Raw genomic sequence first — 18,314 nt, 5'->3', positions numbered from 1 at the left:
GGAGACTCTTCCCGGAGCCACGTCCGGGGCCCGGACGGGGAGCTGGCCGAGCACGGTCACATCCTCCTGGTCCAACACGGTCGCGCGATCCCGGAGGCCACGCAGCAGGTACCGGACACCATCGTGTCGAGGGCGGTGCTGCGGCTCGGTGAGGCCTACATGCTGGGCCACGAACCGACCGAGGAGGACTGGGAAAGCGGGTTCGCCGCCAACGTCGCGCTGCAGTTCGGACACCTCGCCGAACGCGGGCACACCCGGAACGACAGTTCCGGCCCGCGTCTGCGCCAGGTCTTGGCCGTCGACCTGGACCACCACGCCCACACCGGTGAGAAATGGCTGGAAACTCGGCTGCGCAACCGTCTGTGTCCGAGCCCCGGACGACAGGACGGGACGGCTCCCACCGTACGGCCGAGAGGAGTGTCACAGCCGACGCCTACGGGCCGAATGCCGGCTGGCCGCCCCATCGGGCCGAGTGGCGGCGGTGGGGCGGCGCAGGTTCCTCGACGGGGCGCCACTTCCGCGAAGCCCAGGACTGCTTCCTCTTCATCGGACCGTCCGCCAAGGTCACGGGCGTGTCGATGCGCACGTCCGTGGAGCCCTCGCCCGGGTTGTATCTGTGCTTTCGCGTGCCGTAGTGGGCCTCGATCCAGCCATGGAGGGCTGTCGGCACGGCGCGAACCGATACAGGCCCGTCCCGCGGTGTCGAGGGGGTCCGCGGAAATCTACTCGCACTTCCAGGTGGCCCAGTACACCTGGTCCTTCAGTGACCCGTCCGACCAAGCGGCGGGCGTGTCGATGCGGACCCCGCTGGAGCCTCTGTACGGGTAGAACCAGTCCCGGTGGCCGAACTGCCTCTTGTTGTAGTGGACCTCCGCCCAACCCTGGGAGTGGCGGACGTACGGGGCGAACCAGTAGGCGCCGGCACACCCGGGACGGATGGTGATGGTTGCGGTCGCGGTGCGGGTGGTGCCCAGGGTCCAGGTCTCGGAGGACGACGTGCTGGCCTTGATGCCCGCCTGCAGTTCGTCCGAGAAGCCGGCGCTGACCTCCAGTCTCTGCGAGTTCTCGTAGGAGTACGAGCTGTTCGTCGAGTAGGTGTAGCTGACCGCATAGGTCCCGTTGTCGGTGCCCGCGCAGTTTGGACACACGGGGCCTTTCGAAGGGAACGGATCCTCAGCCCTTGACGGCGGAGCTGGCGACGCCCTGGACGAACCACCTCTGGAAGAAGGCGAAGACGATCAGGACGGGCAGGACGAGCAGGACGCCGAAGGCGAGCGTCTGGCCGTAGTCGGGGGGCAGTTGGGCCTGGAAGACACTCATCTCCAGGGGAAGGGGGCGTACCGAGGGGTCGGAGACCATCAGGACCGGCCAGAGGAACGAGCCCCACTGGGTGAGGAAGGTCAGGATCGCGACGGATGCGAAGGCCGGCTTCGACATGGGGACGACGATCGCGAAGAAGGTGCGCCAGGGGCCCGCGCCGTCGATGCGGGCGGCTTCCTCGATGCTCGGCGGGATCGAGCGGAAGAAGGTGTGGAACTGGTAGACCGAGAAGGCGTTGGCGATGAACGGGAGCGCCAGGATGTAGAGCGTGTTGCGCTGGTCGTTGAACATGTAGAAAAGCGGTACGGCCACTGACTCGAACGGGACCAGCATCAGCAGCAGGACGAGGGTGAAGACGGCGTTCCGGCCGCGCCACTTCAGCCGTGAAAGTCCGTACGCCGCCATCGAGTTGACGAACAGGCCGCCCGTCACCACCACGAAGGCCAGCGTCACCGAGACGCCCATGAACCGCCAGAAGTAGCCGGTGCTGTCGGAGTTGAGACTGTCGAGGACGGCCGTGTAGTTGTCGAGGGACAGGTGGGTGGGCAGGAAGCCGGCCAGGCCGTTGAGTACTTGGTCGGACGGCTTGAGGCTGCCGACCAGCAGGTAGAGGACCGGCAGCACGAAGATGAACGCCAGGACGGACAGGACGGCGTAGTCGAGGAACCGGCGCAGGGGTGTGCGGGTGAGGCCCGTGTTGGTGCTCATGGTCAGTCCTCGTTGTCGGGCCGGACGACACGGCGCTGGACGATGGTCAGGGCGACGACGATCAGGAAGAAGACGACGGTGATCGCGGACGCCTGGCCGATGTTGTTCTGGTCGAAGGCGGTGGTGACGGCCTGGTACATCACGGTGCGGGTGGCGTCCTCGTTGAGGCCGCCGCCGCGGATGAGGACGTAGACCTGGTCGAAGACCCGGAAGGACAGCACCGAGGTGAGCATGACGACGAAGACGAGCGTGCCGCGGATGCCGGGCAGGGTGACGTGGCGGAACTGCTGCCGGCGGGAGGCCCGGTCGAGTTCGGCGGCTTCGTAGAGCTCGCCCGGGATCTGCTGGAGGCCGGCGAGCAGGATGACCATCTGGAAGCCGACGCCCTGCCAGATGGACAGCACGATGATCGAGGCCATCGCGGTGGCGGAGTCGCCGAGCCAGTCGAAGGCGCCCCAGTTGCCGAAACTCACCGCGTGCAGCGCCGAGTTGAGCATGCCCTGGTCGCTGCGGGCGAGGATGAGCCGCCAGATCACGGCGACCAGCGCCATCGGGAAGACCACCGGCATGAAGAAGAAGGACCGGAACAGTCCGATCGCCTTCAGCTTGCGGTTGAGCAGGATCGCGAGGCCGAGCGCCAGAGCAGTCTGTACCGGTACGACGACCACGGCGAAGGTCAGGTTGTTCAGCAGGGCCCGCAGGAAGGGGCCGGACAGGTCGGGGTCGGTGAACAGCCGCCGGTACTGCTCCAGGCCGAAGAAGGACGGTGCGAGCGGGGAGCCGAGGCGGACGTTGTAGAAGGAGAGGACGACGGCGTAGCCGAACGGGATGCCGACGAATGCGATGAGTCCCGCCACGGCGGGCGTGGACATCAGCAGTCCGTGCAACCAGTCGCGGTTCTTGCGCGCAGGGCGCACGGAGCGCGCCGGACGCGCTTCTCGCGCGGGCTTGGCGGCGGTCACGGGTGGGGCCTTCTCCCGGGCGTTGGGCGCGGGGTGCGCCGGATCGACGGATGTCACGGGATGGTCCTGTTCCCGGCCGGGGGCGGGCGTGGCACGAGCGGGCCCACCCCCGGCCGATGGTCCTACGGGATCTTGTAACCGGCGTTGTCGGAGAAGTCCTGGTCGATGGCGCGGGCGGCCTTGGCCAGGGCGGTCTTCGGGTCGGCGCCGCCGTAGACCGAGTTGAGGGCCTCGCTGAACTTCGCGGTGACGGTGGGGTATCCGGCGGTCACCGGGCGGGTGACGGCGACGCAGGACTTGCTGATGTCGCTGTCGCCGCACGGCTTGGCAAGCTGGTCGGCGAAGAGCTGGAGAGGGCCGCCCTGCTTGTACAGGGAGCTCGCGGCGAGTGCCGTCTTGGTGGCGGGCGGGGCGCCGTTGGCCGTCGTCATCGCGGTGACGTTGGTGTCGTCGAGGAGGTAGTCCATGAACGTGCCGGCGGCCTTGGCGTTCTTGCTGTCGGCGCCGATGCCCCACGCCCAGGAGCCCTGGCCGGTCTTGGGGCCGTTGCCGAAGTCGGGCAGCGGCAGCACGACGAGGTTGTCGCCGAGGGCCTTGCTGTAGGTGGGGTACATCCAGTGGCCGACCCAGCTCAGGGCGACCCGGCCCTTCGCGAAGGCGTTGCCGTCGGTGTTGGGATCGACGTACGTCTTCCAGGACTGGAAGGTCTTCAGTGCCGACACGACCTTCGACGAGTCGAGGACGCCTTCCGCCTTGCCGTCCTTGAGCAGCGAGCCGCCGGCCGACCAGACGATCGGGGCGAAGCCGTAGGTGCCCCACTCCGTGGCGAACCCGTTGTTCTCCTGGACGTCGAGGGTCTTGCCGTCGGAGTCCTTGGCCTTCAGCGCCTTGAGCGCGGCTGTGAACTCGTCCGCCGTCCAGGCGTCGTCCAGGCTCGTCGGGTACTTCACCCCTGCCGCGTCCAGTAGCTTCTTGTTGCCGTAGATCCCCAGGCCGGAGTCGTACATGCCCAGGCCGTAGTGCTTGTCGTCGATCTCGCCCTGGGCCTTGCTGGCGTCGGTGGCGTTGGCCATCGTCTTGGTGGAGACGTAGCCGTCGAGAGGGGCGAGCTTCTTGTTGTAGACGAAGTTCGCCATGGTCGGGCCGTCGAACTCCATCACGTCCGGCAACTTGGACGCGTCAGTGGTGGTGATCGTCTTCGTGTAGTCGTTGGCGGGCAGCAGCGTCAGCTTGACCTTGATCTTGCTCTGCGAGGAGTTGAAGGACTTCACCGCGGCCTGCAGCGCGGCGTCCTCGCTTTTCTGGCCCTGGTGGGCCCAGACACTGATGGTGCCCTTGCCGCTGCCCGCCTCCGCGGAGGCGCCGGTGCCGCCGCCCCCGCCGCAGGCGGCCAGTGCCGCCAGGGGCAGGGAGAGAGCCAGGCCCGTACAGGCTGTGCGGCGGTACTTTCTGCTGGTCGAGCTCATGGTGTGTGCCTCCGTGCTGTGGCGAGGGTTCGTGGTGCGGGAGTGCTTTTCGAGGCGTGGGGGAGTGGGGCTCAAAAAAGAGGGCTACTGCGGTCCGCGCGGACGGGGCGGGGCGGTGGTCTCGCGCAGGACGAGGCGGGTGGGCATCTGGACGTGTCCCGGGGATTCGGCTTCGGGCTCGTCGAGCTGGCGCAGCAGCAGCCGGGCGGCCTCCGCGCCCTGCTCGGCGACCGGCTGGGCGACGGTGGTCAGGCCGACCACGTCGGAGAGTTCGTGGTCGTCGAAGCCGACGACGGACACGTCGTCCGGTGCCCTGAGCCGGTGGCGGCGCAGGGCGCGCAGGGCGCCCATCGCCATCTCGTCGGACTGCGCGTACACGGCCGTCGGCGGACGGGAGGCGGCCAGCAGTTCGGTCATCGCCCGCTCGCCGCCGTCGACGGTGTAGTCACCGTCCGCCTCCATGGCCGGATCGTGCTCTATCCCGGCGTCGGCCAGGACGTCCAGATAGGCGTTGCGGCGCTCGATGGGGGTGGTCCAGTGCAGCGGTCCGCTGGACCCCGAGATCATGCCGATGCGGCGGTGGCCGAGGTTCACCAGGTGTCGTACGGCGATTTCGGTGCCCGCCCGGTCGTCGATGCCCACGACGGTGAAGCCGGGCCGGGCGCCGCCGACCGTGGTGGCCAGCGGCACCCCCAGTGAGCGCAGCGCGGCCGACTCCTCCTCGTCGGGGATGAGGAGCGACAGCACCGCGTCCACCCGCTTGCGGATCGGCAGCCTGGTGAAGAAACGCTTGCGTGTCTCCGGCGAGCCCAGGTTGTACAGCAGTACGTCGTACCCGGCGGCGCTGAACACCTTCTCGGCGGAGTCCAGCACCGTGCCGAAGAACCAGCGGCCCACGTACGGGACCAGCACGCCGATGGTGCAGGTCCGGCCGCTGGCCAGGCTGGAGGCGGAGCGGGAGGCGGTGTAACCGAGCCGGGCGGCGACGGCCTTGATCTGGTCCCGCACCCCGTCGGAGACGCCCGGGCGACCGCGCAGGGCGCGGGACACGGTGGACGCGGAGACGCCGGCCTCGCGGGCGACGTCGTTGATGCTGGCCGTCACGGCTCAGTTCCTCCCGTTGATTTCACGTCGGTGTGATCTGTGGGTGACGCGACCGTAAACCTGCCCACCTTGTTGCGCAAGCGTTTGCGTTCATATTTACTTGGGCCGATCTCAAAATGAGTCCGTTTTGATCGATGGACAGCGCATGCGTTTGGGCGCTGTGAGCCGACAGGAACTGCCCATGCGATACGCCCCACCCGGCCTCTGCCTGAACGACTTCGCCCTGCTCCGGGACGAGGACGGCACGTACGCGGTGCTGCATCTGCAGGGGCCCTGGACGGCCGCGTTCGACCACCTGCGGATGGAGACCTCTTTCGGCCGGGCCACCTCCACGGATCTGGTGGGCTGGCAGCCGCAGGGGCCCGCGTTCGGGGTCGGCCTGCCCGGCCGCTTCGACCACCAGGCGGTGTGGACCATGCACCCGATCCGGCACGGCGACGGAATGGCGATGTTCTACACCGGCGTGAGCGGACTGACGCCGGGCGGCTGGCCACTCCAGTCCGTCGGCCTCGCGTTCTCCGACCGCACCGACGGCACCGGTTGGCGGCGCCACGGCACCGGACCTGTCGTCGAGGCGGACCCGCGCTGGTACCGCACTGGGGAGCAGATGGGCTGGCGCGACCCCTTCGTCGTACGCGACGACGAGAGGGACGGTTGGGTGATGGTCGTCTGCGCCAACGACGCCTCCCTGCCCGTAGAGGCCGGCGGTTGCGTCGCCTGGGCCATCTCCGACGACCTGGAGCACTGGACCGTCCACCCGCCGCTCGTCTCACCCGGCGACGTCGACGAGCTGGAGTGCCCGGTCCTGGAGCGCCTTGATGACGGAAGCTGGCTGCTGATCGGCTCCATCGGCGCGACCCGTGGCTTCGAGTCGTGGACGGCCCCCCGGTTGCGCGGCCCCTGGACCCGCCGCGGCCCTCTCGGGCCGACCGGCTCCTACGCCCCACGCGTCGTCTCCGCCCCCGACGGTTCCCGAGTCGTGTTGCACACCACCCCCCGCCAGGTCGGCCTCACCGACACCGGGGAGCGCTGTCGGGGCATGCTCGCCCAGCCCAAGTCCCTTGTCGTACAGGGCGATTCCGCACCCCGCCTGGAATGGTGGCCCGGCCTGGAGAGCTGGCTCGGCGAGGAGACGGACCGCCCCGCCCTGCACGCGGTCGGCGACATCGGCATCGCCGGGCCCGTCGAGATCACCCTGCGCACCGACACCACGGACGGTGCCCGACCGGCCCTCGCCCTCGGCTGCGACGGCAAGAACCTCTGGATCACCGGCCCCGACGGCAACCGCCTCGGCGAGACCGTCCTGACCGAACCCGCCACCACCCTGCGCATCCTCACCATCGGCGAATACGTCGAGGTCTACGCCGACAACGTCTTCGCCCTCACGGCCCTGTCCTACTCCGGGAACCCCGCCCCGTGGACAGCCGTCACCGAAGAGCACCGCCGTACGATCCCGGTACGCCCGATCCGGCTGCCCGCCCCCCACCGCGACGACGCCTCGTCCGTCTGGCCCGGACCTTGAGTGACGCGCGGGAACCCGCTCACGGGCCGCTTCCACGACCGAGTCCCGCACGCGCCGCCACCCCGGACGGAAGGCCGAAGGTTCTCGACGCCGACGCCGGTTGCATCGGCTACCACGCCGGAAGCGTCTGGGCCCACGGCACCGCCGTCGCCGCACACGGCCCGGTGCGCGCCGGCTTCCCCGGCCACGCCGCTCGTCTCGCGGAGCGGCTCAGGGAAGCGGCACCTGCCTTCGACTTCCGGCTCCCCGAGCCGTTCGCCGCACACCTCACTCCTCGACCCGCCGCCCCGCGCCGTACCCGGTCTCCTGCCGCCCGGAGGCATGGTCCGCCGCCGCATCCATCACCCTGCCCCAGGCCCTGCCCGGCATCGAGGCGGACGTGCCCAGCCGACTCCTGACCATACGGCCGGCCATCAGCAAGGTGACATCCCGTTCGGTGACAGGGCTGTCCCTGGACGGTAGTCCGCTCAGCGGCAGTCCCTCCGGCCGGGCCCGTTCCACCGGCATCGCGACCAGTTGCTCGTCAGACACGGACGCCGGCTGCCCGGACGGGGCACTCCCGACAGGCTCCACGGTCTCCAACTCCACGGCGGTGTCAGTCACTTGACGTCCCTCCCGTGATCGTCGGATCCGCCGTTGGATTTACACTCCCTCGGCGGACTGCGCGACCCGCGCTCAGGACCGCAGAGGGCAACGCTCCCGCACGGTCCTCGTGAGGACGGTCGCGCGTCGCGTGACCGAACTGGTACCACCGCCCTTCCCCGCACGGGCACGACGACTCGGCGAGGACTTGGAAGGTGCTCTGCCTGCACTTCGGTGAGCGGCACCCGCAAGCGGGCAGCGTCACCGACGTGCTCGTCCTGATCGTGACCGTGGTCGTGGTGGCGGTGTCCGTGCCCGACCACCTCGTACGAGCCATGGTCCGGATCGGCGGCCGCTCATTCCCGCCCGGACACCCCAGAGGGTCGAGCCGGTCAGGGTGGCTTCAGTCGGCAGGAGCCAAATCGACAGGGCCGGGCGAGGCCTGCAAGGCGAGAGCGAGCTGCTCGAGATAGCCGCGCATGAGTCCGACGAGGTCGAGGCCGCCACCGCTGAGTACCCACTGGAGCTGCAGTCCGTCGCTCATGGCGATGTAGCGCCGGGCGACTGCCTCATAGTCGATGTCGACTCTGAGGAAGCCCTGTTCGGCGGTGCGGCGGAACTCTCCCGCGATCGCCCGCACGACTTGGTCGTAGTGCGTGGCGTACAGGTCGTGGGCGCGGCTGGCGGGGCCGGCGGCCTCGGCCGACATCAGGACGAACAGTTCGATGAGTCCCGGTTGGGTGACCATGCGCTCAGTGATGTTGAGCATCACGCGGAAAGGGCGGCTGCCGTCGTCGGGGCGGGGCGCTTCCCCGGCCCAGGTGGCGAGCAGCTTGAAGCGGCGGTCGGCGACCGCGACGAGCAGGTGCTTCTTGGTGGGGAAGTGATGCCGCAGTCCGGGCTCGCTGAGGCCGACGTCCGCAGCGATCTGGCCCATCGACGTGCGGTGATAGCCGGTCTGGGCGAAGCGCTCGGTGGCGGTGTCCAGGATGGCCTCCTGCCGGGCACGGCCCACTGCGTAGCTTCCGGTTCTTCTCTGCCTCGGCATGGCGGTATCGTATCCAGCCGTAAAAACCATTGCCCTGATGGTTTTTACGGCCTACGCTGACCCGGCCGGCGACCGGACCGACGGGTGATTCCGGTCGAGTCGGGTAACACACCCGCCCTTCGCGGCACCGTCGCCATGAGAGAGCGAGGACGCACATGGGCCAGGTGCGCCGCCGGAGTTTCAGGACAGATCGCCCGTCCCGCCCCCGAGGCCGTTCTGCTTGATCATCACGTTTCTCCAGGGCCTCGGAGGCCGCCCCTCTCAAGGCCGGGGACTGGTCTGCGAGCCACCGCAGCGCCGGCCTGCTGCTCCGCACTCGACGGCACCTCTGCCGACGAACCGGGGCAGGTCAGCGGTTCACAGGTCCTCCTCCCAGACCAGTTCAGTGCCCTGTTCTTCGCGGTGCGCGCCGCACACTGAGCCTTCTCGGCTCACCGAGCACCACCGTCCTCCACAGCGGCCGCACGGACACCATCTGCGCGGCGTACCGGACGGCCACCCACTGCCTCCGATCCACCCGAACGACGACAGAACAAACAACCCGCCCCTTGAGGAAAGAGACAGGGGCCCTCGCCGGGAAGTCGACATGTCCCACCACCACTGGACCGCACAGGTGATCGCTGCCCCGTCGGCTGCCTCGGCCGCCGCCTCCGATTCACCTGGACCCGGCATATTGCTGCGCACCGATTTCACCGTTCGCGGACCGGTGCGCGGTGCCCGCATGTTGATCACGGCCCTGGGCGTGTACGAGACGGAGCTGAACGGCACGGTCGTGGGCGATGTTGTGCTTCCCCCCGGCTGGACCAGCTATCACCATCGGCACCGCTACCAGACGTTCGATGTCACCGGGCTGCTGCGGCCGGGCCCCAACGCCTGGGGCGCCCACCTGGCCGACGGCTGGTACCGGGGGCTGCTCGGCTTCAACGGAGGCACCCGCGACCTGTACGGCTCGCGCACCGGCCTGCTCGCGGAACTCCACATCACCTATGCCGACGGCACCACCCAGACCGTCATCACCGGACCCGGCTGGCATGCCGGCAGCGGACCGATCGTCGTGACCGGGCTGTACGAGGGCGAGACGTACGACGCCCGCCTCGAACAGCCCGGTTGGAGCGCACCGGGATTCGACGACTCCGCGTGGCCGCCGGTGCAGATCCTCGGCGGCTTCGATCCGTCCGTTCTCTTCCCCGCCGACAGTCCGCCGGTTCGCCGGGTCGAGGAGTTCGGACCGGTCTGCGTGAGCAGGAACGGCCAGGGGCGCATCGTGGTCGACTTCGGGCAGAACCTGGTCGGCCGGCTGCGCATCCGCGTCCGTGGCGAGGCCGGCCACACCGCCACGCTGCGCCACGTGGAGGTCCTGGAGAAGGGGACGCCCTCCGCCCGCTCGCTGGGGGGTGCCGAGGCCACCGACCGCTATGTCCTGCGGGGCGACGCGGAGGCGGAGGAGTGGGAGCCCCGCTTCACCTTCCACGGCTTCCGTTACGCCGAACTCGAAGGCTGGCCAGGTGAGTTGGGACCCGGGGACATCGCCGCCGTGGTCCTGCACAGCGACCTGCGCCGCACCGGCTGGTTCGCCTGCTCCGACCCCTCCCTGGAGCGGCTGCACGAGAACGTCGTGTGGAGCATGCGCGGCAACTTCCTCGACGTGCCCACCGACTGCCCGCAGCGCGACGAGCGTCTGGGCTGGACCGGCGACGCCCAGGTCTTCGCCCCCACCGCCGCCTTTCTGTACGACGTCCGGGACTTCCTCGCCTCCTGGCTGCGGGACCTGGCCGCCGAACAGGCCGCGGACGAGGGCGGTGTGCCGCCGGTGATGAGCCCCGCGGTCCCGCTGCGCTTCCAGAGCGCCCCTCCACCGAGCGGCAACCGTCCCATGGCCGGCTGGGGCGATGCGACCGTCGTCGTCCCGTGGACCCTGTACGAGCGGTACGGCGACACCGAGGTGCTCCGTGTCCAGTACCCGTCCATGCGCGGCTGGGTCGACAGCGTCGACGCGGTCGCCGGACCGGCTCATGTGTGGGGCGAGGGCTTCCAGTTCGGCGACTGGCTCGACCCGACCGCGCCACCGTCGATGCCCCCGAAGTCGAGCACTTCCGGACCGCTGGTCGCCACCGCCTACTTCGCGCACTCGGCCCGGCTGCTGGCCCGTGCCGCGGAGGTGCTGGAGGAGAAGGACGACGCCGTGCGCTATCACGCGCTGGCCGACGCGGTGCGCGAGGCGTTCCGGGAGCGTTTCCATCGCGGCGGCGGCCTGCTCCACGAGGAGACCCAGACCGCGTACGCGTTGGCGCTGTGCTTCCGGCTGATCGACGACGCCGCCGAACGCGCGCGAGCCGGTGCGCAGTTGGCCACGCTGGTCGCCGCACGCGGCCACCGCATCGGCACCGGCTTCCTCGGCACCCCGCTGATCTGCGACGCCCTCACCGACACCGGTCACGTCGATACTGCCTACCGGCTTCTCACCCAACGCGAGTGCCCCTCCTGGCTGTACCAGGTGGACAGTGGCGCCACCACGATCTGGGAACGCTGGGACGCCGTACTCCCCGACGGCAGTCTCAACTCCTCGCCCCTGAACTCCCTCAACCACTACTCCTACGGGGCAGTCGCCGACTGGCTCCACCGCACTGTCGCCGGCCTGGCACCCGCCGAGCCCGGCTACCGCCGGATCCGGTTCCGCCCACTCCCCGGGGGCGGCATCACCTGGGCCGACGCGGCACACGAGACGCCGTACGGCCGTGCGGAGTCCGCCTGGCGGATCGCGAACGGTGAACTGCGGCTGGACATCCTGGTCCCGGACGGCGCCACAGCCACCGTGGAGCTGCCGGGCAGTGCGTCCGTCGAGGCCGGCCCCGGCGGTCACACCTTCCGCACCCCCTGGCCCACCACCGCAGAGGACCTCCGATGACCGACCCGTCCTACCCCATAGACCCCGAACTCGCGCCGCGACTGGAGTTGGTCGCCCTGTTCGACTTCGCCGACCACGAGGCCGCTCGCGCCGGCATGATCCGAGGGCTGGTCTACCAGCCCCCGTACGAGCCGACCGTGCCGCTGACCATCCAGGACGAACTGGTACCCGGGCCCGCGGACGCGCCGCCCGTCGCGGTGCGCATCCACCGTCCCGCGGGCCAGGACGAAGTCCCGGGACTGCTGTACCTCCACGGTGGCGGATTCGTCCTCGGTGGGATCGCCACCTCGGACGCCGACGCCCGCCGCATGGCAGCGGAGACGGGAGCGGCCGTCGTGCTGGTGGACTACCGTCTCGCGCCCGAGCACCCTTACCCCGCCGCGATCGAGGACTGCTACGCCGCCCTGGAGTGGCTCGCCAAGAACGCGGCCGGTCTCGGCATCGACGTGCACCGGATCGGGGTCTTCGGGGAGAGCGCGGGCGGGGCCCTGGCCGCCGCGCTGACCCTCCTCGCCCGGGACCGGGGCGGCCCGGACCTCTGTTTCCAGTGCCTGCTCACCCCCGTGCTCGACGACCGCCTGCTCACCGAGTCGATGCGCGCGTACACCGACACCCCGGGCTGGAGCAGGCCCGACGCCCAACTCAGCTGGGACCACTTTCTCGGAGAGGGCGTGCGGGGAGGGGACGGCGTGTCCTCCTACGCGGCGCCCGCCCGCGCCGAGAACCTGTCCGGACTGCCGCCCGCGTTCGTCGGCGCCGCCCAGTTCGACCCGCTGAGGGACGAGGCCATTGCCTACGCTCAACGGCTCGCGCAGGCTGCCGTGCTCACCGAACTGCACGTGTACCCCGGCACGTTCCACGGTGCCAACCAGGGCAGCCAGGCCACCGTGGCCACCCGGATGAACACGGACGTGATCGCCGGCCTCCGCCGAGGACTTCACCGCCCGCGTTGAGCAGCACCTCCGGCGACATCCGATGGCGCCCGGCGAGTGACGGGGACAACGAGCTCCTCGCTCGGCACCGGCAGGACGAGGGAATCAACTGCGGCGCCTTCAGGGCCCCGTCCGCGGCGAATTGCCGCTCCTGTGGCTCGGGCCGAAGATCTCGGGGCGCACGGTCGCCGGAGTCGATACGGGTGTCCAGACAGCGATGCCTCGCCCACCCGGCCGCCGTGCAACGGCGCTGCTCGTACTGGTGGCCGATGGTCGACCGAGTCGGTCCCGGAGGCCTTCACGGATGTCGAACCGCACGAGCGAGGCCGGATCGAGTGATGTCGCTTCCGTTGTCCCCGGACAGCCGCCCGACACCGGACCCGCTCGTCAGCCGTGCCGTGGCTCGCGTACCACCGCGATTTCTCCCGGTGCCAGCGTCACCGAGCCCGGCGTCGCCCTGCCGGTGAGGAGTTCGACCGCGTCCTCGGCGACCGTCACTTCCGCGCCGAGGCCCGAGTGGTCGATGAGGAACAGGTAGTCCGCGGACGGCGATCGGCGGCGCACCGCCTCGACGCCCTCCGGTGCCATGCGGACCGTTTCCACTCCGGCCTCTGTGTATACCGTGGTGATGAGGTACGTGAGGGGTGCTGGGTCCGGGTACGTGGTCAGGTACCAGGCCGTGCCCTCTCCGTACGTGTTCCGGGTCACGGCGGGTATGCCTGCCAGCAGCCCGTCGGCGTACTCCGTCACCGCCTCCGCTCCCGCCAGGCGCAGGCGTTCCGACCACAATGAGCCCCTACCGCCCCCGCCGAATCCGACCGTCTCGCCGGGTTGGAGCGGGAAGTGCTCGTCCGAACTGACGCCCAGCACCTCGCGGAACGCTCCGGGATAACCTCCCAGCCGGACATGGCAGTTCTGGTCGACGGCTCCGCTGTGGAAGCCGACCACGAGGGTTCCGCCCCGTTCAGTGAACCCAGCCAGGTTCGCCGCGCCCTCGTCGTCGACCAGGTACAGCCCCGGAACCAGAACCAGGCGGTACGGCGACAGGTCTGCGTCCGGGCATACGAAGTCCACGGCGACGCCCGCCCGCCACAGCGGGTCGTACCAGGAGCGCACCAGGTCCACGTAGCGCAGCTCGCTGTTGGGCTGGGCAGGGAATTCCAGAGCCCAACGGGCGTTCCAGTCCCAGGTGATGGCGACCTCGGCCGTGCCGGTACTGCCGCGCACCTCGGCCAGTGCCCTGAGGTCGGTGCCCAGTCGGACCACGTCCCGCCAGATCTGACTGTCGGTACCGGCGTGCGGAACCATCGCCGAGTGCCACTGCTCGGCGCCGACCCTCGACGCCCGCCACTGGAAGAACGCGATGCCGTCCGCGCCGTGGGCCACGTGCGCGAGGGCGTTGCGGCGCAACTCACCGGGCCGTTTGGGCCGGTTGACGGTGTGCCAGTTCAGCGCGCCGGTGGAGTGCTCCATCAGGAACCAGGGGCCGCCCGCCAGCGACCGCGTCAGATCGCCGCTCAGCGCGATCTCGATCTCCGGTTCGGGGTCGGTGGACATCGTGTAGTGGTCGTTCGCCACCACGTCCAGCTCCGGCGCCCAGCCGACCTGACCACCTGGGAACACCGGGGACTGATCCTCGACAAGCCCGGCAGCCGCCCCGACGACGGGACCATCGGCCTCCACGCCGACGTGGTGGTCCAGGGCGGGACGGCGTACGTCTTCTACTTCACCCATCCGGGCCGTGTCGCCCCCGTCACCGACGACGACGGCACCTACGCCACCCGCCGCTCCTCTCTCCAGGTCGCCGCCGCACGGGTCGTCGACGGCAGCCTGCGCTGCGACCGCGACGAACCCGTACGGCTCGATCTGTCCGCTGCTTTCTGACCGGCGGCACTCCGTCGGTCAGTTGAGGGTCCACTGCTGGTTGGTCTGGCCGTTGCAGGTCCACAGGCCCAGTTCGGTGCCGTTGGCGGTGGCCGCCTCCGAGGCGTCCAGGCAGAGGCCCGAGAGGTTGTTGGTGACGGTGCCGTCGGAGTGGATGGTCCACTTCTGGTTGGTGCCGCCGGTGCAGTCCCAGATGATGACCTTGGTTCCGTTGGCGGTGCCTTCGCCGTCGGCGTCCAGGCACTTGTTGCCGTAGACGACGAGTTCGTCGCGTGCGGTGTGCGTGAAGGTCTGGTTCTGCCCGCCGGCGCAGTCCCAGATCTCCGCCTGGGTGGCGTCGGTGATGGTGTTCTTCTCGATGTCCACGCAGCGGTCGGAGGCGCTGCCCACCAGGGCGGTGCCGTCGGTGCCGGGGATGTTCTGGACGCGGATGGCGTCGATGTCGGGCGCGGTGCTGCCGGAAACTGCCGCGAAGCGCACGGTGTTCGTGCCCTTGGCGAGGTGAGCGAGTACGGACACGGTCCGGTAGGTCGACGACGAGCCCGTCGGCGGGAAGGAGACCGTGTACGTGTACTGGCCGCCCACCTGGATGGTCGCCCGGCGGTCTGTGCTGCCGCCGTTGGCGTAGGTGACGTCGATCAGCTTGGTGCCGGCCGAGGAGGCGGTCACGCCGGTGAAGGCGGGCGTGGCGGCCGTGGTGGTGTCCTCGTACGTGGCCCCGGACGCCTCGGTGCCGGAGACGGTGAGCAGGACGGCGTCTCCCGCCGGCACGGTGGTGGTGTAACTCGTACTGAAGGAGCCCGCGTTGGTGCCGTTCCACACGTCGCGTACGGAGGCGGCGGCCGAGGTGAGGCCCAGGTCGGCCCAGCGGACCGTCATGGACGCGGCGGAGCCGGTGCGGTTGAGCAGGAGCACGGCGCGCTTGCCCGTGCCGGCCAGGACCTTGCCGTACACCTGAAGGTTGTGGGTGTCCTCGGCGACCTTGACGCCCTGCAGTCCGCGTGAGTCCTGGTCGATGGCGACGACCTCGCGGTTGGTGAGGATGTCGCGGGTGGTGGTGCTCATCGTGGCCAGGTTGTTGCCGGCCAGCAGCGGGGCGCCCAGGATCGACCACAGGCCCATGTGCAGCCGGTTCTGGGCGGCGGTCAGGCCGCTCATGCCGGTCATCATCATGTCGGGGTCGTCGTAGTAGCCGGTGTGCTGGGCGGCCGGGTGCAGTGCCCGGTCGAAGTTGGTGAGCATCATGGCCGTCGTGGGGGTCTGGCCCCACAGGATGACATCGGTGCTGGTGCGCCACAGGTCGCCGTAGCCGGTGGCCCAGTTCCACGGCAGTCCGCTGCCCCACTCGCAGAAGGACAGCACGAGCTTGTGGCCGGTGACGGCGGTGGCGGCCTGGTTGGCTGCGGCGATGGCCTTGTACGTCGTCTCCTGGTCGAGGCCCTCCACCCGACCGCCGCACCAGTCGATCTTGACGTAGTCGAAGCCCCAGCTTTGGAAGGTCTGCAGATCCTGCTGGTAGTGGCCCTCCATACCGGTGTTGGGGGCGGCGGCGCGAGTGGTGGGGTAGTAATAGCCGCAGCCGTTCTTGCCGGCGTCGGTGTAGATGCCGGCCTTGAGGCCCTTGCTGTGGATGTAGTCGGCGACGGCCTTCATGCCGCTCGGCCACAGGCCGGCGTCGACGGCGATGGTGCCGTCGGAGTTGCGGTCGCCCTGCCACCAGCCGTCGTCGAGGTTGACGTACTGGTAACCGGCCGCCGACATACCGGAAGAGACCAGCGCGTCCGTCTGCTGCTTGATGACGTCGAAGTCGATGCTGCTGGCGAAACTGTTCCACGACGCCCAGCCCATGGGCGGTGGGGTTGCTCCGATCTGGCTGGTGCTGACGGCGGCCGGCTCGGCGGACAGCGGGGCCGGCCGTTCGTGACCTGCCAGGGCCGTCAGACCGGCCAGGCCGAGGGCGAGAACGAGGATGCGTGCGGTCAGCCGCCTCGCCCATCTTCGGGGGGTGTACGACATGGAGGCTCCTTCGGTCAGTAGCCGACGCGGAAGGTCGCGTCCTGCCGGTCCGTGGTCGTGGAGATCGGGTCGATGCGCAGCACGTAGTTCGCGTGGCGGATGCAGCGGGTCGGGTTGTTGTACGACCGGAACGAGGACCAGCTCGCGTCGGCCAGTCCAGGTGTGCGGTAGAAGGTCGCGTCCGCGGCGAACGTCGACGTGCCGTCATTGACGTCGAGTCGGAGCTGGTAGTCGTAGTGGCGGAGGTACCTGGTCGGGTAGTTGACCGACTGGAACGAGATCCCGGCGGAGTCGGCGAGACCGGGGACCAGCTTCCACTGGGAGTCGCTGGGCGGGTCGATGGGGTATTCGTCGATGCGGCCGACGAAGTTGGAGTGGCGGACGTAACGGGCCGGGTAGTTGTAGGACTTGAGACGGTTCCAGTCGGGCGTGCCCCACTTGGCGACGAGGCTGTCGTACTCGGTCGTGCTGATGGCCGTGATGCCGCAGTGCTTGGAGTTCAGGGGCTGGGTGTAGGTCTTCTGGTCGAGGGCGGTCCACGTGCCCGAGGCGAGATCGGTGGACTGCCAGGCGTAGAAGACGCCGTTGGGGGTGTAGGTGTCGCCCCACAAATACCAGGTGCCGGAGGTCTGGGACCTGACGAGGGTCGGGGCCTCGGTGCCGCCGTGGGCGACACCGGTGGTGAACTCCGTGAAGCTGCCCGGGGCGAGGGAGGTGGATCTCGCCCCGACGAGTGTCTGGTCCTTCTTGAAGTAGAGGTAGTTGACGCCGCCCGCGCCGACGGCCATGTCGCCGTCGATGACGTCGTAGCCCGGGTCGAAGAAGACCTGCGGGTCGGAGGCGGTGAGGAAGTCGCTGGTGTAGTTGACCATGATGACGTTGTGGCCAGTGTCGTTGACGGCGGAGTAGATGACCGCGTACTGGCCCCGCGCCGGGTCCCAGAAGGCCTCGGGTGCCCAGCAGTGCGTGTTCATGCTGTGCAGCTTCAGCCGGTGGTAGCCGGTGAAGGTGCGCAGGTCCGTGGTGTACCAGACGTGGATGTACTGACTGACGTAATTCCAGTCCGTGCCCTTGAGGTCGGTGGCGAGGACGACGAAGGTGCCGTCCTGCTTGCGCAGGATGAACGGGTCGCGCAGGCCGAGATCGCCTTCGGTGGGCGTGACCAAGGGGTTGTTCTGGTTGAGCGGCATCCAGTTCAGCGAGTCCTGGCTGACGGCGAGGTGCAGGCCGTAGTCGGTTCCCTCGCCGAGGCTGGTCGACTCGGTGAAGTAGCACATCGCGTACGCGGATCCGGCGGCATGGGCGGTCCCGGCACCGAGGGCCAGCGCGCCGGACACGGCCAGGGGGGTGGCTGCGGCCATGCCGAGGAAGTGGCGGCGGGAAGGGAGGGGACGAGCGGTCATGCGTGCTCCAAGGGGGGTGTGCGGGGCCCTCAGGACGACATTCACGAGGAAGATTCGGTCGCTATATCGAACGGGGTTCGGTGAGCCGGTCGAAAAGTAGAGCCTGGCCATGTGCGCGTCAATCGCGCTGTCGGTCCTTTGTGATTCCTGTGCACCCCGGGGCGTCAGGTGGAGACGCCCCGGGGCGTCGAAGTCAGCGCTTCGTGTAGATGAAGCCGACCTTGTCCAGTTCGTCGCCGGAGCGTCCGTGGAAGCCGGCGATCTGCCAGCCGGAGGGGGCGGTGCGGGTCACGCAGTCCGAGGTGGTGGTGCCACCGGCCAGGGTGTTGCCCAGGTTGGTGGTGAACTTGGCGTAGAAGATCCGTGTGTGGCCGCCCTTCTGGCCCTGGCAGAGCTGAGCGGTGGTGACGTACTCGCCGGTGCCCAGTGTCAGGGAGGAGGCGGTGCCGCCGGTGCCGCCGT

The 18,314-nt window shown here is 69.4% G+C and carries 14 protein-coding genes and 1 pseudogene; 4 read left to right on the top strand and 11 right to left on the bottom strand.

The genetic code is table 11. The features are described from left to right. Nucleotides 1–722: 722 nt before the first annotated feature. The 5 genes from ACWDEW_RS31015 to ACWDEW_RS30995 all read right to left on the bottom strand — a co-directional run bounded on the left by ACWDEW_RS31015 (nt 723) and on the right by ACWDEW_RS30995 (nt 5,560). Entirely contained in the window at nt 723–1,148 is a 426-nt protein-coding gene (locus ACWDEW_RS31015) for a hypothetical protein (RefSeq protein WP_450517035.1), read from the bottom strand. Between the two features lie 25 nt (nt 1,149–1,173). Further along, on the bottom strand, nt 1,174–2,028 hold the full coding sequence (locus ACWDEW_RS31010; RefSeq protein ID WP_362984079.1) for a carbohydrate ABC transporter permease: 855 nt from the start codon (nt 2,026–2,028) through the stop codon (nt 1,174–1,176). 2 nt (nt 2,029–2,030) lie between these two features. Next, on the bottom strand, nt 2,031–3,047 hold the full coding sequence (locus ACWDEW_RS31005; RefSeq protein WP_450517033.1) for a carbohydrate ABC transporter permease: 1,017 nt from the start codon (nt 3,045–3,047) through the stop codon (nt 2,031–2,033). 65 nt (nt 3,048–3,112) lie between these two features. Beyond that, complete coding sequence (locus ACWDEW_RS31000) at nt 3,113–4,456, bottom strand: ABC transporter substrate-binding protein (RefSeq protein ID WP_450517031.1); 1,344 nt, start codon at nt 4,454–4,456, stop codon at nt 3,113–3,115. Nucleotides 4,457–4,540: 84 nt separating this feature from the next. Next, nucleotides 4,541–5,560: a LacI family DNA-binding transcriptional regulator gene (locus ACWDEW_RS30995; RefSeq protein ID WP_450517029.1), complete on the bottom strand. Its 1,020-nt coding sequence runs from the start codon at nt 5,558–5,560 to the stop codon at nt 4,541–4,543. A gap of 181 nt (nt 5,561–5,741) precedes the next feature. Between ACWDEW_RS30995 and ACWDEW_RS30990 the strand changes: the two genes are divergently transcribed. Next, complete coding sequence (locus ACWDEW_RS30990) at nt 5,742–7,082, top strand: mucin-1 (protein WP_450517027.1); 1,341 nt, start codon at nt 5,742–5,744, stop codon at nt 7,080–7,082. Between the two features lie 267 nt (nt 7,083–7,349). Here ACWDEW_RS30990 and ACWDEW_RS30985 read toward each other — a convergent pair whose 3' ends face one another. Both ACWDEW_RS30985 and ACWDEW_RS30980 read right to left on the bottom strand, forming a co-directional pair. Then, on the bottom strand, nt 7,350–7,685 hold the full coding sequence (locus ACWDEW_RS30985; protein WP_450517026.1) for a hypothetical protein: 336 nt from the start codon (nt 7,683–7,685) through the stop codon (nt 7,350–7,352). A 382-nt stretch (nt 7,686–8,067) separates the two neighbouring features. Beyond that, a complete protein-coding gene (locus tag ACWDEW_RS30980) occupies nt 8,068–8,712 on the bottom strand; it encodes a TetR/AcrR family transcriptional regulator (RefSeq protein WP_450517024.1) in 645 nt (214 codons plus the stop codon). Between the two features lie 586 nt (nt 8,713–9,298). Between ACWDEW_RS30980 and ACWDEW_RS30975 the strand changes: the two genes are divergently transcribed. Further along, on the top strand, nt 9,299–11,617 hold the full coding sequence (locus tag ACWDEW_RS30975; protein ID WP_450517022.1) for a family 78 glycoside hydrolase catalytic domain: 2,319 nt from the start codon (nt 9,299–9,301) through the stop codon (nt 11,615–11,617). Further along, the gene (locus tag ACWDEW_RS30970) at nt 11,614–12,570 is read left to right on the top strand and encodes an alpha/beta hydrolase (protein WP_450517021.1); all 957 of its coding nucleotides are present in this window, start codon (nt 11,614–11,616) and stop codon (nt 12,568–12,570) included. The genes ACWDEW_RS30975 and ACWDEW_RS30970 overlap by 4 nt, the downstream gene beginning before the upstream one ends. A gap of 366 nt (nt 12,571–12,936) precedes the next feature. On the opposite strand, the pseudogene ACWDEW_RS30965 reads toward ACWDEW_RS30970, so the two are convergent. Continuing rightward, nucleotides 12,937–14,148 (bottom strand): annotated as a pseudogene (locus ACWDEW_RS30965) (beta-galactosidase); the annotation flags it as partial. Here ACWDEW_RS30965 and ACWDEW_RS30960 point away from each other — a divergent pair. Further along, nucleotides 14,113–14,433 carry a hypothetical protein gene (locus ACWDEW_RS30960; RefSeq protein ID WP_450517019.1) on the top strand — a complete coding sequence of 107 codons (321 nt, stop codon included), beginning with the start codon at nt 14,113–14,115 and terminating at the stop codon, nt 14,431–14,433. The pseudogene ACWDEW_RS30965 and the gene ACWDEW_RS30960 sit on opposite strands and share 36 nt — an antisense overlap. Nucleotides 14,434–14,451: 18 nt before the next feature. Here the strand turns inward: ACWDEW_RS30960 and ACWDEW_RS30955 are convergent, their stop codons facing one another. From ACWDEW_RS30955 to ACWDEW_RS30945, 3 genes are all read right to left on the bottom strand, one after another. Further along, nucleotides 14,452–16,449 (bottom strand): ricin-type beta-trefoil lectin domain protein, encoded by a 1,998-nt coding sequence (locus ACWDEW_RS30955; RefSeq protein WP_450517017.1) that lies wholly within the window; start codon nt 16,447–16,449, stop codon nt 14,452–14,454. Nucleotides 16,450–16,463: 14 nt separating this feature from the next. After that, a complete protein-coding gene (locus tag ACWDEW_RS30950; protein WP_450517015.1) occupies nt 16,464–17,852 on the bottom strand; it encodes a glycoside hydrolase family 43 protein in 1,389 nt (462 codons plus the stop codon). 193 nt (nt 17,853–18,045) lie between these two features. Continuing rightward, nucleotides 18,046–18,314 (bottom strand): jacalin-like lectin (locus tag ACWDEW_RS30945; RefSeq protein WP_450517013.1); only part of this gene is annotated, 269 nt, incomplete at its 5' end.

It is taken from the genome of Streptomyces sp. NPDC001100, assembly GCF_053598575.1.
This window is presented reverse-complemented; position numbering and strand designations above follow the sequence as displayed.

Coding starts and splice junctions, on each gene's coding strand:
- ACWDEW_RS31010 (WP_362984079.1), bottom strand. CDS start 2,028: ATGAGCACCAACACGGGCCTCACCCGCACACCCCTGCGCCGGTTCCTC.
- ACWDEW_RS31000 (WP_450517031.1), bottom strand. CDS start 4,456: ATGAGCTCGACCAGCAGAAAGTACCGCCGCACAGCCTGTACGGGCCTG.
- ACWDEW_RS30990 (WP_450517027.1), top strand. CDS start 5,742: ATGCGATACGCCCCACCCGGCCTCTGCCTGAACGACTTCGCCCTGCTC.
- ACWDEW_RS30980 (WP_450517024.1), bottom strand. CDS start 8,712: ATGCCGAGGCAGAGAAGAACCGGAAGCTACGCAGTGGGCCGTGCCCGG.
- ACWDEW_RS30975 (WP_450517022.1), top strand. CDS start 9,299: ATGTCCCACCACCACTGGACCGCACAGGTGATCGCTGCCCCGTCGGCT.
- ACWDEW_RS30970 (WP_450517021.1), top strand. CDS start 11,614: ATGACCGACCCGTCCTACCCCATAGACCCCGAACTCGCGCCGCGACTG.
- ACWDEW_RS30955 (WP_450517017.1), bottom strand. CDS start 16,449: ATGTCGTACACCCCCCGAAGATGGGCGAGGCGGCTGACCGCACGCATC.
- ACWDEW_RS30950 (WP_450517015.1), bottom strand. CDS start 17,852: ATGACCGCTCGTCCCCTCCCTTCCCGCCGCCACTTCCTCGGCATGGCC.